At 45.4% G+C, this 14,819-nt stretch carries 12 protein-coding genes; 7 read left to right on the top strand and 5 right to left on the bottom strand.

Translation table 11 applies throughout. The annotated features are described in order from the left end of the window. Positions 1–11: 11 nt before the first annotated feature. Positions 12–1,097 carry a nitrogen regulation protein NR(II) gene (gene glnL, locus QME20_RS06290; RefSeq protein WP_014950590.1) on the top strand — a complete coding sequence of 362 codons (1,086 nt, stop codon included), beginning with the start codon at positions 12–14 and terminating at the stop codon, positions 1,095–1,097. Then, on the top strand, positions 1,087–2,496 hold the full coding sequence (gene glnG, locus QME20_RS06285) for a nitrogen regulation protein NR(I) (RefSeq protein ID WP_187447669.1): 1,410 nt from the start codon (positions 1,087–1,089) through the stop codon (positions 2,494–2,496). The genes glnL and glnG overlap by 11 nt, the downstream gene beginning before the upstream one ends. 62 nt (positions 2,497–2,558) lie before the next feature. Here glnG and QME20_RS06280 read toward each other — a convergent pair whose 3' ends face one another. Then, on the bottom strand, positions 2,559–3,698 hold the full coding sequence (locus QME20_RS06280; protein WP_075176830.1) for an HD domain-containing phosphohydrolase: 1,140 nt from the start codon (positions 3,696–3,698) through the stop codon (positions 2,559–2,561). Between the two features lie 205 nt (positions 3,699–3,903). On the opposite strand from QME20_RS06280, the gene QME20_RS06275 reads away from it, so the two are divergent. The 3 genes from QME20_RS06275 (at position 3,904) to QME20_RS06265 (ending at position 5,989) form a co-directional block, all read left to right on the top strand. After that, complete coding sequence (locus QME20_RS06275; RefSeq protein ID WP_281715637.1) at positions 3,904–4,629, top strand: 1-acylglycerol-3-phosphate O-acyltransferase; 726 nt, start codon at positions 3,904–3,906, stop codon at positions 4,627–4,629. Between the two features lie 32 nt (positions 4,630–4,661). Beyond that, on the top strand, positions 4,662–5,060 hold the full coding sequence (gene rraB / locus QME20_RS06270) for a ribonuclease E inhibitor RraB (RefSeq protein ID WP_014950594.1): 399 nt from the start codon (positions 4,662–4,664) through the stop codon (positions 5,058–5,060). Between the two features lie 116 nt (positions 5,061–5,176). Beyond that, entirely contained in the window at positions 5,177–5,989 is an 813-nt protein-coding gene (locus QME20_RS06265; protein ID WP_239241170.1) for a choice-of-anchor H family protein, read from the top strand. Positions 5,990–6,045: 56 nt separating this feature from the next. On the opposite strand, the gene QME20_RS06260 is transcribed toward QME20_RS06265, so the two are convergent. Together QME20_RS06260 and QME20_RS06255 are read right to left on the bottom strand one after the other, a co-directional pair. Continuing rightward, the gene (locus QME20_RS06260) at positions 6,046–6,252 is read right to left on the bottom strand and encodes a hypothetical protein (RefSeq protein ID WP_039235341.1); all 207 of its coding nucleotides are present in this window, start codon (positions 6,250–6,252) and stop codon (positions 6,046–6,048) included. A 71-nt stretch (positions 6,253–6,323) separates the two neighbouring features. Then, positions 6,324–7,172 (bottom strand): SPFH domain-containing protein, encoded by an 849-nt coding sequence (locus QME20_RS06255; protein ID WP_014950598.1) that lies wholly within the window; start codon positions 7,170–7,172, stop codon positions 6,324–6,326. 187 nt (positions 7,173–7,359) lie between these two features. Between QME20_RS06255 and QME20_RS06250 the strand changes: the two genes are divergently transcribed. Both QME20_RS06250 and QME20_RS06245 read left to right on the top strand, forming a co-directional pair. Next, a complete protein-coding gene (locus QME20_RS06250) occupies positions 7,360–8,643 on the top strand; it encodes an extracellular solute-binding protein (protein WP_014977289.1) in 1,284 nt (427 codons plus the stop codon). A gap of 55 nt (positions 8,644–8,698) precedes the next feature. Next, the gene (locus QME20_RS06245; RefSeq protein WP_239241169.1) at positions 8,699–11,371 is read left to right on the top strand and encodes an ATP-binding protein; all 2,673 of its coding nucleotides are present in this window, start codon (positions 8,699–8,701) and stop codon (positions 11,369–11,371) included. A 213-nt stretch (positions 11,372–11,584) separates the two neighbouring features. On the opposite strand, the gene QME20_RS06240 is transcribed toward QME20_RS06245, so the two are convergent. Next, a complete protein-coding gene (locus QME20_RS06240) occupies positions 11,585–14,359 on the bottom strand; it encodes a valine--tRNA ligase (protein WP_239241167.1) in 2,775 nt (924 codons plus the stop codon). Between the two features lie 35 nt (positions 14,360–14,394). Next, a complete protein-coding gene (locus tag QME20_RS06235) occupies positions 14,395–14,817 on the bottom strand; it encodes a DNA polymerase III subunit chi (protein WP_039226120.1) in 423 nt (140 codons plus the stop codon). Between the last annotated feature and the right edge of the window lie 2 nt (positions 14,818–14,819).

Here is a 14,819-nt window from a genome sequence, read left to right as displayed (position 1 = left end):
GACGAGCTCGGATGCATTCCACCGAGTTAGAAACACAACAGCTAATCAATAGCCTAAATACCGCACTGGTAATGGTAGACAACAAACTTACGATTGTTTATGCCAACCACGCTGGTGAAGCTTTGTTTGAGACTGGATTAAAACAACTTATTGGGCATCCACTTCAAGATTTTTTCTTGCCGGGCACAATAGAAACCACCCGACTTAAAGCTGCCATCAGAAAAGGTGAAGATTTCACCGAAAACGAAATTAAGTTGGCTTTTCGAGATAACCGCTATGTATCTGCCGACCTAACCGTTACCAACTTGCACTTCGAAGACGGCCCACGACTGCTATTTGAAGTTAAAAAGATTGACCAGCAAAAGCGAATTTCTCGAGAAACTTTACAAAACGCGCAGCATTACGCAGCACGGGAATTGGTTCGCGGCCTTGCACACGAAATCAAAAATCCTCTTGGTGGTATTCGCGGTGCAGCACAGCTATTAGAAAAAGAGCTGATTGACGAGCATAAAGAATTTACAAGCATGATCATAGAGCAGTCTGACCGTCTGCGAAACTTAGTTGATCGATTGCTTGGACCAAATTCACTACCTCGATTTGAAGAAAGCAACGTGCATCAAGCGCTTGAAAAAATACGCAGCTTAATGCGCTTTGACTCAGACAATCCCATTACCATAGTTCGCGACTATGACCCCAGCATTCCACCGCTTATGTTAGACCCTGACATGATTCAGCAAGCGGTGCTCAATATTGTGCGCAACAGCGTTCAGGCATTAACCGAGAGCCAAACCCCCAACCCACAAATTAGGTTAATTACGCGAATAGAGCGCCAAATGACAATTCAAACGAAGCGTCACGCGCTGGTAGCAAAAATAAAAATTATTGATAACGGCCCGGGTATTCCGGCTGAAGTAAAAGACACACTTTTCTACCCTATGGTCACAAGCAAGCAAAATGGCTCTGGGTTGGGTTTGTCTATTTCACAGACCCTTATAAACCACCACGGCGGCAAAATAGATGTAGATAGCTACCCTGGTCACACTGAGTTCGTAATTTACATACCAATAGATCGTAAGGAGACAGACGATGACGAATGAGTCTGTGTGGATTGTCGATGATGACAGTTCTATTCGTTGGGTGCTGCAAAAGGCCTTACAAGCAGCAGATATCAGCTGCTTAAGTTTTGAAAACCCTGAAGATTTATTGCTTCAACTTCAAAGCGGCCAAGCCCCTGAAGTCATCATTTCAGATATAAGAATGCCACAAATGGACGGCATGACGTTACTGAACGAAGTACATGCTTCGCACCCTATGCTCCCCGTTATCATTATGACGGCGCATTCGGATTTAGACAGCGCAGTTAACGCATATCAAAAAGGTGCCTTTGAGTATTTGCCAAAGCCATTTGATATCGACGAGGCTGTCACCTTAACCCAGCGGGCGCTGGCACATTCCAGAGAGCAGTCCACCGTATCTAAAGCGCAAGTTGAAGACGTAGTAACGGAAATTATTGGCGAAGCACCTGCCATGCAGGAAGTATTTCGTGCCATAGGTCGCCTGTCGCGCTCTTCAATTAGCGTGCTTATTAACGGGCAATCGGGTACGGGTAAAGAACTTGTCGCGCACGCCCTTCACAGGCACAGCCCAAGAGCAAGTAAACCTTTCATCGCCCTCAATATGGCCGCCATTCCTGCCGACCTTGTAGAGTCAGAACTATTTGGCCATGAAAAGGGCGCGTTTACCGGAGCCCAGGCAGCTCGCCAAGGCCGCTTCGAGCAAGCCGACGGCGGTACACTGTTTTTAGATGAAATAGGTGATATGCCGTTAGATGTACAAACCCGCCTTTTACGCGTGCTTGCAGACGGTCAGTTTTATCGTGTCGGTGGCCATCAATCAGTGAGTGTGGACGTACGCATCATCGCTGCAACTCACCAGAATTTAGAACAAAGGGTTGCTGAAGGTAAGTTTAGGGAAGATTTGTTCCACCGCTTAAACGTTATTCGAGTACACCTTCCATCGCTCAACGAGCGCCGCGAAGATATTCCGTTACTGACCCGTCACTTCTTGCGCCGAGCAGCCAAAGAACTTGATGTAGAAGCTAAAAGCATATCGAAAGACGCTGAGCGCGTAATGTCTCAGCTACCATGGCCTGGAAACGTAAGGCAGCTAGAAAACGTGTGTCGCTGGTTAACGGTAATGGCGAGTGGTCAAGAAGTGCTGCCCAGCGATCTGCCACCGGAAATTCACAGCGATAGCAGTATCGAAAAACCTAGCGCTGAATCGGGTGAATGGCCAGATTTGTTGGCAAGCTGGACCGATAAACAGCTTCGCGACGGCCATCACAATATTCTTAACGACGCGATGCTGACGTTTGAGCGTATTATGCTTGAGCGAGCACTTCAGCACACTCATGGCCACAAACAAGATGCGGCTAAACGCTTGGGTTGGGGAAGAAATACCCTAACAAGAAAGTTAAAAGAATTGGGTGTGAACTAACCCTAGTGATTACGCCGTAAGCTAGCAGGGAACTCACTGCTAGCTTATGAGCGGCTTGCTACCTAATGTCCTTTCGTCAGTAGCGCCGTCATTCCCTGATTGAAATGCCTTACCCACTTCATACTAAACTGGCCTTTGGCGCTTCGATTTATTTCTATCACCGCCTCTTTTTTGGAAAGTACGTTATCTTCATTGTGCGCTCTTGGGTGTGTCATTGCATCGTAGGTATCAACAATGGCAAGTAACTTCGCACCTTCACATATATCGTCTTCTTTTAGCCCCAATGGATAACCTGTTCCATCAGTGCGTTCATGGTGCTGCATCACAATTTTGCGCGCCATATCCCATTGATCTAGGTGCTCTAACAAACGGGCACTTTTATACACATGAGAGCGCATAAGATTAAATTCGATATCGCTTAGCGCATCGCCTTTGTGCAGAAGCTTCAATGGCATGAAGGCCATTCCGAAGTCATGTACATAGCTGGCTACGGCAAGCTGATCTTCGTCGATAGGGTTTTCGGCCACATCGTTAATATACATAGCGAGTTTGGCAATGCGATCACCACGACCAGACCAGTAGTTAGAGCGGCGTTCAATGGTTTGCATTAAGTCGCGGAAAAATAGAATATCTTGCTTCTTTTCACTACTAATATCTTTAGGGATACCTGTAGCCGCTAACGTAGGGGGCTTTATCTGAACGTTTTGTGGGTCGTCTTCATCCGCAACAATATCTAACGCTGGGTTAAGTAATAAGACCGCTTCGGTAAGGCGTTTTTCATGCTCAGCAGTATTTTCAGGTGTCACACGACCGATAGCTAAAACCAGCTGATTGTGAAGATTGTCATCGTACTCGGCTTTGCCATTGGCCATTACAGCCTCTACGAAGGCTTTTACTCTGTCCATTGTAAGCAATACCAAGTCACTCATAGTACTCGTGTACGCCACCTGCCCTTTGCGCAAATAATCTAGCAAGTCCTCTACATGCTGCAAAAGCGGGATCATGGGAGAGAAGTTAACGAGGCCTAAATCACCTTTAATGGTGTGGATTGAGCGAAACAGAGCACGCTGCAATTCGTTGTCTTCCGGACGAAGCTCTAATTCAATCAAGGTTTGTTCACTTGATTCATAGAGTTCGTTTATTTCCTCCATAAGGTCAGCAAGAATATCTTCTTCTAGGTCGTCTGGAGTAAATGTCTGCATATAGTGGTTACCGAGTTAGGTTCGATTGCGCTTTTTATTATTGTAATTGGGTATCGGCAAAATTTCCTCATACTAAAGGTGAGAAACATAGCCACTTTTCCAACTTATTGCTCAACTATACCTTCCGCACTGTAAAAACTCATCGGACAAGTGTACGCTGAAACTTCATCTATACTGCGCGCGTCAATTGTATCTAGGAGTTGTTTTGATCGCTTTATTCCGCATTCCGGCACTTTTTATCGCTTTTTTAGTCATTAACATTGTTCTGCTAATTGTTTGTATCGCACGACCTTTTCACAAAGATAACGTGCATATTGCGGGTAGTATGTATTCACTTATGGCTAAGGTCGTAGGTCTCAAAATTATTATAAAGAAAGATCCTGCGGTTAAAATTAACGAACCCTACGTTTTCATTGCCAATCACCAAAACAGTTTCGACGTTATCACTATCTGTAAAGCTGCACTGCCTGGCGTGGTAACCATTGGCAAAAAGAGCTTAAAGTGGATCCCTATTTTCGGCCAAATTTATTGGTTGTCAGGCAATATCATGATTGATAGAAAGAATTCCGGTAAAGCCCGTAATACACTTGATATTGCTGCAAAACGCATTGCGAAAAAGAAAACGTCGGTATGGCTATTCCCAGAAGGTACACGAAGCTATGGCAGAGGCATATTACCTTTTAAGCAAGGTGCGTTTCGACTAGCTAAGACCACCAACGAACCCGTTGTCATGGTAACCGCCAGCAATTTGCACAATAAAGTAAAATGGAACCGTTGGAATAACGGCATTGTGCTTATTGATATAGCTGCCCCTCAGGCTTTGAGCGAAGACAAGACAATTAAAGAGTGGATGGTGCATTTTAACGATGAAATGAAACAAAAGTTTGATGCGCTTAATACACAGGTCGATGAACTGGAAAAAAGCAGGTAAACTTGCGTCAAAATTGCTAACGAGTGTTTATTATGACCCAGTTCGATGAAAGAGAAGAGTGGTACGAGTTTAACCAAGAAACTATTGATGCCCTTCTAGAAGACGGCAGCCAAGCCGATGCCGACTATACCATTGAGCACCACTTCGCCAGCACTGACTTCGACGTGCTAGAAAAGGCAGCTGTTGATGCGTTTAAAGCTGGTTTTGAAGTCACCGACGCAGAAGAGCTTATTCTTGATGATGGCGAAACCATTTTCTGCTTCGACGCAGTTGCAGAGCGAAAGCTAGATATTGAAAAGCTTAATGCGGACTCTGACACCTTGCTTAAAATTGCCGACAAGCATGATGTAACCTACGACGGTTGGGGTACTTACTTCGAGCCGCGTGAAGAAGGTGAATACGAAGAAGAAGATCACTACTTCGACGACTGATCTCTAAGGCACCCTCACCGTTTTAACTGAGAAGGCGTTAAGTTCCCCTTCAGCTTTTGTTCATCTTTTTCCGTCAACAATGACTCTGTCATTATCGATTGGAAAAGGATGGACAGATGAAAAAGCTACTTTTCTCACTTACTACATATTCTGCTATTGCAACATTACAGCTTGCGCTTATGTCACCTGTGCATGCCAGTACCGAAAATAGCGCACAAAACAAAAACGTTACCTCTAACGAATACCGTTACGACAAACCATTTGTTGCCGCTGAATCGCTGCTGCCTAAAACCTCAGGTGCATTGACAAGCGAAGAAACAATCTCTCAATCTGTTGATGACGTTGAGACTAATCAACAGTCCCTTCCCAAGGCGGGTAAGCATCAACAGCATTTAGCCGTGAGTAAGTCCTCTAGCGATATCGTAGTCAGCAGTATTAATGAGTTTTGGATTTATGAAAGCTGGGTAACACTTGAGCAAGACATTGATTACGATGGTTATCACTCTACGTTTTCGATTGAGTTTGACGCCGACACCATTTTCACTCGCGCGCCAGTATACGCGGTCTTGTATTTGGGCAAAAACGACGTGTACGAGTCTATTCACGTGTCGTCTGAATTTTACATTTACTCAGAAGACTCAACAGATACCTTTACCATTGAAAGCACATTAGTTTCTGGCTATCCGCCGGGTGAGTACGACATTCTATTAGAGCTTTATGATGCAGATACCGAAATGCTTGTGGCGTATACCGATGCCTATGATGACAGTGCACTCGCCTATCTTCCCCTTGAAAGTGAAAATAATGAATATGTGGTTGAAGATACGGTAGTCATAGTAGAAGAGCATGGCGGAGCATGGTCTTTACTCCCACTGTGTCTATTAGGTGGCATTGTACTTGTTAGACGCAGAATCAAGCGGAATATCTAAGCCTTAGCTAGTGACGATCATATCGAAAAGATAGCTGATACCCTGCTATTTCGCGTTCAGTTATCTTTTTGAGTGGAGTCTATTTCTTCAACCTCGACTACCACTTTTTCTACCAGCTTCACTCTTCCCTGCTTCACTAGCGCTTGTCTTAATACATACTCTATTTGCGCATTTACACTGCGCAAGTCATCGGCAGCCCATCGCTCCATGGCGGCAAGTACATTTTCATTTATCCTAAGTGGATACGCTTTTTTCTTTGCCAAAATTACAAACCTTATGTGCCGCAGTGCATTGCTGCGGCACTACAATTTCAAACTTAAATTAAAAAAACGAGCTAGTAGATTGTACCTGTATTAATAACCGGTTGCGTCGACTTATCACCACACAGCACAACTAATAAATTGCTGATCATCGTCGCCTTACGCTCTTCATCAAGCTCTACTACACCCTTTTCATTTAATCGCTGAAGTGCCATTTCTACGGTTCCCACAGCACCATCTACAATTTGCTTCCGGGCAGCCACAATAGCTGATGCTTGTTGACGCTGAAGCATGGCACTTGCGATTTCTTGCGCGTAGGCAAGGTGGCTGATACGAGACTCCAAAATTGTGATCCCAGCTTTCGCAAGGCGAGCTTGGATCTCTTCTTGTAAACGCGCTGATATCTCTATTGGGTGGCTACGAAGTGCGACTTCCGCTTGCTCGTCGTCACGCGGATCGTAAGGAAAGCTACTTGCCATATTGCGGATCGCGGACTCACTTTGAATTCGCACAAAACTTTCGTAATCGTCTACGTCAAACATTGCTTCAGCAGTATCGCTCACTTTCCACACGACAATAGAGGCTATTTCAATGGGGTTTCCTTGATTGTCGTTAACTTTAATTCTGGCACTTTCAAAGTTTCTTATGCGCAAAGAAATATTAGCTCTACGGAACAAAGGAATTGTCCAGCGTAATCCAACATCAGAGACAGTACCTACATAGCTGCCGAAAAACGTCATGACCTTAGCTTGGTTGGGTTGCACCATGAAATAGCCCAACCACAAACTTCCCACTAAAACGCTTAGAATTACACCAGCTTCGGGGTTACCCGACACTGCATAGAAAAACGTAGCAACCTGTGCGACTAGCAAAACACAGATCATCAAATAACCATTTACCGAAAACCCTTTCTTTTCTTTCATACCACTCACCTTTGATATCATTTTGATATCTTTATAATACAAAATTTAACTACTCGCTAATTTTGATGTGTTACCAAATATGTCAAAGCAACATTTTATTTTTAACTATGGGGTAACATTTTTTGGTAACTCTATGAAATAGATGCCAGAATAATGGAGGGTCATCGTTTACTATGGACGTACGTTAATGCCTTCAAACTCAGATAAAAACGTCGCTTCTTCTTTCCAGCGCCGTACCTTGTTAAAGGGCGGTCTCGCCTTTGGTCTTACTGCGGGCATTACCCCTTTTTCAATCGGAAAAGAAAAACCGACGCTGCGCGTATTAGGCACCCATGTCACGCTTCAGGAAGCCATTCGTCAGCGCGCCATGGAAGACTTAGGCATTAATATTGAGTTTGAGCCAGGTGGCAGTGCAACCGTTCTTCAAAAGGCGTCGATGAACCCCACGTCATTCGACCTTTATGAGCAGTGGTCTAATAGCATTAATGTATTGTGGCGCGCTCACGCTATTCAGCCCATAGAGAAGAAACGCCTTCAGTATTGGGAAGAAATAAACGATTTAAGCAAGACCGGAAAACTTACCGAGAACGCGCGAATGGGCGCTGGCGACGCACCGCATAAAATTATTAATGTACAGGACGACGGCACTCTGGGCGCAAACCATACTGACACAATTAGTTTTTTACCTTATGTGCACAATGTTGACTCTTTTGGCTATGACACATCAAAGTTACCCAACGAACTGCAAGGGCAAGAAGAAAGCTGGGGCTGGCTTTTAGACAGTCGCTATTCAGGAAAAGTGGGCATAGTTAACGACCCCACTATCGGACTTTTCGATTTAGCACTTGCCGCACAAGCTAAAGGGTTCATTCAATTCCAAGATATCGGTGCCATGACCGAGTATGAACTTGATGATTTGTTTAGCTTACTTATAGAGTTGACTCAGTTAAACCATTTCAATGGATTCTGGACCTCGGTCCCTGAGTCTGTTGAGTTCATGAAAAGTGGACGGGTTGCAATCGAAAGCATGTTCTCGCCTGCGGTCTCTGCGCTGAACGGTCAAGATATTCCGGTTACGTTTGCAGCACCGAAAGAAGGCTACCGCGGATGGCACGGTGTAATGTGCATGTCCTCTGCCACACAAGGTAGAATAAAGGACGTGGCTTATGAGTATATGAATTGGTGGCTGTCGGGGTGGCCTGGCGCATTTATTGCCAGACAAGGCTACTATATTTCCAACCCTAAACGTTCAGCTCAATATCTTTCAGACGCCGAATGGAATTACTGGTACAAAGGGCAAGTAGCATCAGAGCCGCTAAAAGGGCCCGACGGAAATATTAGTGTTAGACAAGGCGCCCAGCGCACTGGTGGGAGTTATGAAGAGCGTTTTAGTAATGTTGCCGTATGGAATACCGTTATGCCAACCTACGAATACAGTTTGCAGAAGTGGTACGAATTCATCACTGCATAATGTTGCGTTAAGTAAAAACCCATAACGTAAATGGAATAAGGCTTTTTTAGTTCACATGTTATCGTCAATTCGAATTCAGCTTATCACCGTGCTACTCGCTCTTATAGCGCTTATATTGGCACAGGGGTTTATTGCTAGAGAAAACCAAGAAGTCCTAAACAAAGGCGTGGCATCAGCGTCAAAGGCAGTAGTTGATGTTGCACTTGTTAAGGAACTTGAACGGGATGTGCTGGACTTACAGCGCAACGTGCTCATATTCAAAGAGAATGCGAGTAAATCAGCCATTACTCGCTTCAGTCGACTCATGGTGACTATTAACACCAAACTCGACAAGTTAGCCCTGGTAGACGAAGACAAGGAAATACAGGAAGACAACCATATCCTTTCAAGAATGAAGGAGCACCTTAACGCCTATCAGGAGAATTTTACCCAAGTTGTCGATGCGCGCTCTGAAAGAGATAACCTTATAGCAAGAGGCACCCTATCTGATATTACGTTACTGGAAAAGATACTGAGTGACGCTAAAACAAACGGAGATATCTCTGCTGCCTCTGAAGAACAGGCAAAGACGCTTCTTATTCGGGCAGAAAATGCGATGTTGAAATATCTGATGAAACCCGACATGGGTTTTATCCGAGCATTCAACGAAGCCGCAGATTCACTACGAAAATTAACGCTAACGAAAAATACATCCCTTCAGGAAAGAGTGGAGCGATTGTCGGAAAAAATTAAAGCCGATTTCGTTAAGCTAACCCAGATAACCCAAGGTAATTTATTCTTGGTTAACGTAGTCATGGCGGGGTCTGCCAATGAATTTCTCTATTTAAGCGGTGAGCTGGCCAAAAAAGTAACCACAGACTCTGAAATTGCGACTCAACGCACCTACACACTGGCTGAAAGCACACAGCGTAACGGAGAGTTATTTTCTCTTGTTGCCATTCTACTCGCCCTCTCAGCAGCGCTGTTTGCCATGTTTCGCATATTGGGCCCTATCCGCTCTATCACTCAAGTTTTCAACAAACTTGCCCAAGGCGTACAAATTTCCAATATTCCTGGCAGCAGCCGAAAAGATGAGATTGGCAAGCTAGCAAAAGCGGCGCTTGTTTTTAGTGATAAAAACCGAGAGACAGAAAAACTGCTAGATGAAGCAAGAACCATGAACTCTCAGCTTGAAAGCTTAAATAAAGCGATTACTGAGGCGAAAATAAAAGCGGAGCAAGCAACCGCGTCAAAGAGTATGTTTTTAGCCAATATGAGTCATGAAATCCGCACGCCGATGAATGGCATTATCGGGCTAATAGAACTGGCGCAACAGCAAGAGCTGTCCACTACTGTTAAAGGGTATCTCGACAAGGCAGCGTATTCTGGGCAAATATTATTGAGCGTAATTAACGATATTCTCGACTTCTCAAAAATTGAAGCGGGTAAATTGAAGATTGAGGAAGTGAGTTTTTCTTTGCATTCACTGTTCGACAACCTCATTGCAGTCATTGCACTACGCGCAAAAGAAAAGAACTTATCGGTGCACTTTACGGTAAATCCAAAGATACCTCCGCAAGTAATTGGCGACCCACTGCGTATCGCGCAAATAATTATGAATATAGGCAACAATGCTGTGAAGTTCACCGAGCAAGGGCGTATAGATATTGAGTTTGACGGCAACTTGAACGAAAAAGGGAACGTGTTAAACCTTACCATGCGAATCACCGATTCCGGCATAGGTATGAGTACAGCCCAGCTAGATAGAATATTTAATCCTTTCACTCAAGCAGACGGTTCAACCAACAGAAAATATGGCGGTACCGGCCTAGGCCTTGCGATTGTAAGCCAGCTTACTGAACTTATGAACGGCCGCCTTGATGCCACTTCTACTATGGGAAAAGGCAGTACGTTTGAAGTTGAACTACCGCTGAAAGCATTCAAAAACCAACCAGGCGTGCTTGAACAAACACCTCAGCTACCTGTTGATAGCCTTTATGTTACTGAAGTAGCATTGCTGCCTGCGGCGTATTGCAACCAGATACAGCTGCCGACTAAATCAACGCTATCAATAGAAGAAGCCAAAAATATCGCCGCTTTACCTGAACATATCATTGTAGATATCCATGAGTTCAGTGAGTTCAGACAGAATATTGCTTGGTTAAACGCCTTACTAGAAAAAGGGAAGTCGGTAGGCCTGGTAATGGAGAGTGCAGGCAGCGCGCTACAAGCTAAATATGACACGCTATGGAGAGGCCCACTTATCATGCATCCATTCACACCTGCGCAATTTGAGCGTTTTGTTCATCAGGTGATATCTAAAGATGCAAGTTATGATGGACTTCATTTTAGTGAAGAAGCGGAAGCAACGTCGCTAGAAGGCCACGTTCTATTAGTGGAAGACAATAATATAAATCAACTCGTCACCGGAGAAATGCTTACCAATCTTGGGCTTACTTTCGATATTGCAGAAGACGGCAAGCAAGCCGTGCAAAAAGTAGAAAATGCCCCGCAGTACGACCTAATATTGATGGATGTACAAATGCCGGTGATGGACGGTTATGAAGCAACCAAACAACTCCGCGAAAAAGGCTTTACTGGCGTACCTATTATCGGCCTTTCGGCTAATGCAATGAAGGAAGATAAACAAAGCGCGATAGACGCGGGTATGAACGACTACCTCACCAAGCCAATAAAGCAAAAATCATTGATAGGCATGTTAAAACAGTACTTAGGCAAACAGCTCTAAACGCCAACGTAAAGATAGGCTCGTATACCAATTCGCATAAATAGTTACCCGCTCAGTAGGCGCTGGCAAGCTTCATAGCGAAGAGTGAGAATGCAGGAACGGCTTTCGAACAAACCCGCTATTTTTAGGGCCGGTTTAATCGCGAATAAAAAAGGGCCACCTTTCGGTAACCCTTCTAATTTGTATCGATCCCCCCCATTCTAGGGGCTGCCCTTAAAGCGCTTTAATGGTCTCGAACTGCTCTTTAAGTTTGGCTAGGGCTTTTTCACCCTCTTCCAACTTAGCGCGTTCCTTTTCAATTACCGCTTCTGGCGCATTACTTACGAACTTCTCATTACCCAACTTGCCACGAGTACGAGATACGTCTTTCTCGATTTTCTCCATGGCTTTAGTAATACGAGCTAGCTCTGCGTCTTTATCGATAAGCCCTGCCATTGGGATAAGAATTTCCATCTCACCCACAAGTGCTGTTGCGCTGGCTGGCGCTTCTTCACCGTCTTTCAATATAGTCACGGTTTCAAGCTTCGAAAGCTTATCGAGGAATGCCTTAGCCGCATCAAGACGACGCGCGTCTTCGTCGCTTACGTTTTTAAGTAGCGCATTAAGTGGTTTGTTTGGCGAGATATCCATTTCACCACGGATATTACGAATACCCACGATAAACTTCTTCACCCACTCGATATCAGCAAGCACTTTGTCGTCTTGTTTCGCTGCATCAACTTCAGGGAATGCCTGAACCATAATGCTTGCGCCCTCTTCCACTTTAAGTGCACTTAGTGGCACAACGCGCTGCCAAATAGTGTCGGTGATAAATGGCATTAGCGGGTGCAACAAGCGAAGCAAGCTTTCAAGCACGTTAATAAGCGTATGACGAGTACCACGCTTTTCAGCTTCAGTGCTGGCGTCATTGTTAAGCACAGGTTTAGTAAGTTCTAGATACCAGTCACAGAACTGGTTCCAGGTGAACTCGTAAACGGTTTGCGCAGCAATGTCGAAACGGTAGTCTTCAAGCGCTTTTTCAAACTCAACCAGCGTTTGTTGGAACTTAGCCCAAATCCAGCGATCGGCCATGCTAAGTACCATTTCGCCACCGTCACGACCTGTATCGTGCTCTTCTGCGTTCATCAATACGAAACGCGATGCATTCCAAATTTTGTTGCAGAAATTGCGGTAGCCTTCAACACGCGCCATATCAAAGTTGATATCGCGGCTGGTTGACGCCATAGCTGCAAAGGTAAAGCGCAATGCGTCTGTACCGTACGCCTGAATACCATCAGGGAATTGCTTGCGAGTACGCTTGGCAATCTTCTCAGCAAGCTGAGGCTGCATCATGCCAGCAGTGCGTTTAGCGACTAGCGACTCAATATCGATACCGTCAATCAAGTCGATTGGGTCAAGCACGTTGCCCTTCGACTTTGACATTTTATCGCCGTTCTCATCGCGGATAAGACCAGTAATGTAAATGTCTTTAAACGGAATTTTGCCAGTAAACTTCTTGGTCATCATGATCATTCTGGCAACCCAGAAGAAGATGATGTCAAAGCCGGTGACTAGCACTGAAGACGGCACGAAGGTTTCTAGATCTGGCGTTTCTTCTGGCCACCCCATGGTGGCGAACGGCCATAGTGCACTTGAGAACCAGGTATCTAGTACATCGTCGTCCTGTGAAAGCGTTACGTCACTGCCAAGGCCGTGTTTTTCACGCACTTCTTCTTCGGTGCGGCCAACAAAAACGTTGCCGTTTTCATCGTACCACGCAGGAATGCGGTGTCCCCACCACAGCTGACGCGAAATACACCAATCTTGAATGTTGTGCATCCACTGGTAGTAGGTTTTGTTCCAGTTCTCTGGCACAAAGCGAATTTCGCCACTTTCCACCGCTTCAATAGCTGGTTTAGCAAGAGACTCAACCGCTACATACCACTGGTCAGTTAGGTAGGGTTCAATTACCGCACCTGTTCTGTCGCCACGCGGCACTTTAAGCTTGTGCGGCTCAATCTTAACCAAAGCGCCTTGCGCGTCTAAATCGGATACAATTTGCTTACGGGCGTCGAAGCGATCTAAACCGCGATATGCTTCTGGCGCATCATCATTAATTTTCGCATCGTCGGTAAGAATGTTGATCATAGGCAAGTTATGACGCTTACCCATATCGTAGTCGTTAAAATCGTGAGCAGGGGTAATTTTAACGCAGCCTGTACCGAATTCTTGATCGACATAGTCATCGGCGATAACTGGAATTAAACGGCCAGTAATCGGTAGCTTAATTTCTTTGCCGATAAAGCCTTGATAACGCTCGTCATCTGGGTGTACCGCAACCGCTGTATCACCAAGCATGGTTTCAGGGCGCGTTGTCGCAACCACTAGCTCACCGCTACCATCTGCAAGTGGGTAGCGCATGTGCCACATGTGGCCGTCTTCTTCTTCATTTAGTACTTCAAGATCAGATACTGCTGTGTGAAGCACTGGATCCCAGTTAACCAAACGCTTACCGCGGTAAATAAGGCCTTCTTCGTGTAGCTTAACGAACACTTCAGTTACGGCTTTAGACAGGTCTTCGTCCATGGTGAACACTTCACGAGACCAGTCAGGAGACGTACCTAGACGGCGCATTTGACCGGTGATCGTTCCGCCGCTGTGCTCTTTCCATTCCCACACTTTTTTGATGAAGTCTTCGCGACCTAAATCGTGGCGCGTCTTGCCTTGTGCGTTAAGTTGGCGTTCTACCACCATCTGGGTTGCAATACCGGCGTGGTCAGTACCCACTTGCCATAGCGTATTGTCGCCCTTCATGCGGTGATAACGGGTTAAGGCGTCCATAATGGTTTGTTGGAAACCATGGCCCATGTGAAGGCTACCGGTAACGTTTGGTGGCGGAAGCAAAATACAATAAGGGTCGCCGCTACCTGAAGCTTTAAATAAACCCGCCTCTTCCCATGACTTGTAGCATTGCTGCTCGATGGACTGCGGTTCGAAGGTTTTATCCATTACACACTCTCAAATTGAAGCTAAACGCGAATGACTTATGCAGATTTAAACTGCATATTGCATCCAGCTTGCTGATAGTTTTTGTATCTTACCCGCGCGGCCTGTTTGGCGTTCTCGTCCACGGGTACAAAGTCGATGATTTGACGATGCTGGTTGGGTGTAGGCACCATACCGGACCCCACATTAACCACCATTTGTCGTCTGGCTACCTGCTCTGGCCGCCAACAAATTTCCACCGGCGTTCCCGATTGCGGCCCTTCACCATAAAGGTTATGGGGCACAAAGCGGTCAGCCGGCAGCTGCCACAACAATTCATCAACTTCTTCAGCCTGCGCCTGTGTATCGCACAGCACGCTAATTTTTTGCTTATTGGCAAACGCTGATGCAATGACTTCACTGGCGCGGCCTGCCACACCATTGTCACTGCTGGTAAGTTGATAAAATATCACTTGTGGCATGA

It is taken from the genome of Alteromonas sp. CyTr2, from assembly GCF_947311905.1.
In the GTDB taxonomy this organism is placed as follows: Bacteria; Pseudomonadota; Gammaproteobacteria; order Enterobacterales; family Alteromonadaceae; genus Alteromonas; species Alteromonas macleodii.
Note: the sequence above shows the minus strand (reverse complement) of the source record. Positions and strands in the feature narration are given on the sequence as shown.

Coding starts and splice junctions, on each gene's coding strand:
- QME20_RS06245 (WP_239241169.1), top strand. CDS start 8,699: ATGTTATCGTCAATTCGAATTCAGCTTATCACCGTGCTACTCGCTCTT.
- glnL (WP_014950590.1), top strand. CDS start 12: ATGCATTCCACCGAGTTAGAAACACAACAGCTAATCAATAGCCTAAAT.
- QME20_RS06240 (WP_239241167.1), bottom strand. CDS start 14,359: ATGGATAAAACCTTCGAACCGCAGTCCATCGAGCAGCAATGCTACAAG.
- QME20_RS06250 (WP_014977289.1), top strand. CDS start 7,360: ATGCCTTCAAACTCAGATAAAAACGTCGCTTCTTCTTTCCAGCGCCGT.
- QME20_RS06280 (WP_075176830.1), bottom strand. CDS start 3,698: ATGCAGACATTTACTCCAGACGACCTAGAAGAAGATATTCTTGCTGAC.
- QME20_RS06235 (WP_039226120.1), bottom strand. CDS start 14,817: ATGCCACAAGTGATATTTTATCAACTTACCAGCAGTGACAATGGTGTG.
- QME20_RS06255 (WP_014950598.1), bottom strand. CDS start 7,172: ATGAAAGAAAAGAAAGGGTTTTCGGTAAATGGTTATTTGATGATCTGT.
- rraB (WP_014950594.1), top strand. CDS start 4,662: ATGACCCAGTTCGATGAAAGAGAAGAGTGGTACGAGTTTAACCAAGAA.
- QME20_RS06265 (WP_239241170.1), top strand. CDS start 5,177: ATGAAAAAGCTACTTTTCTCACTTACTACATATTCTGCTATTGCAACA.
- glnG (WP_187447669.1), top strand. CDS start 1,087: ATGACGAATGAGTCTGTGTGGATTGTCGATGATGACAGTTCTATTCGT.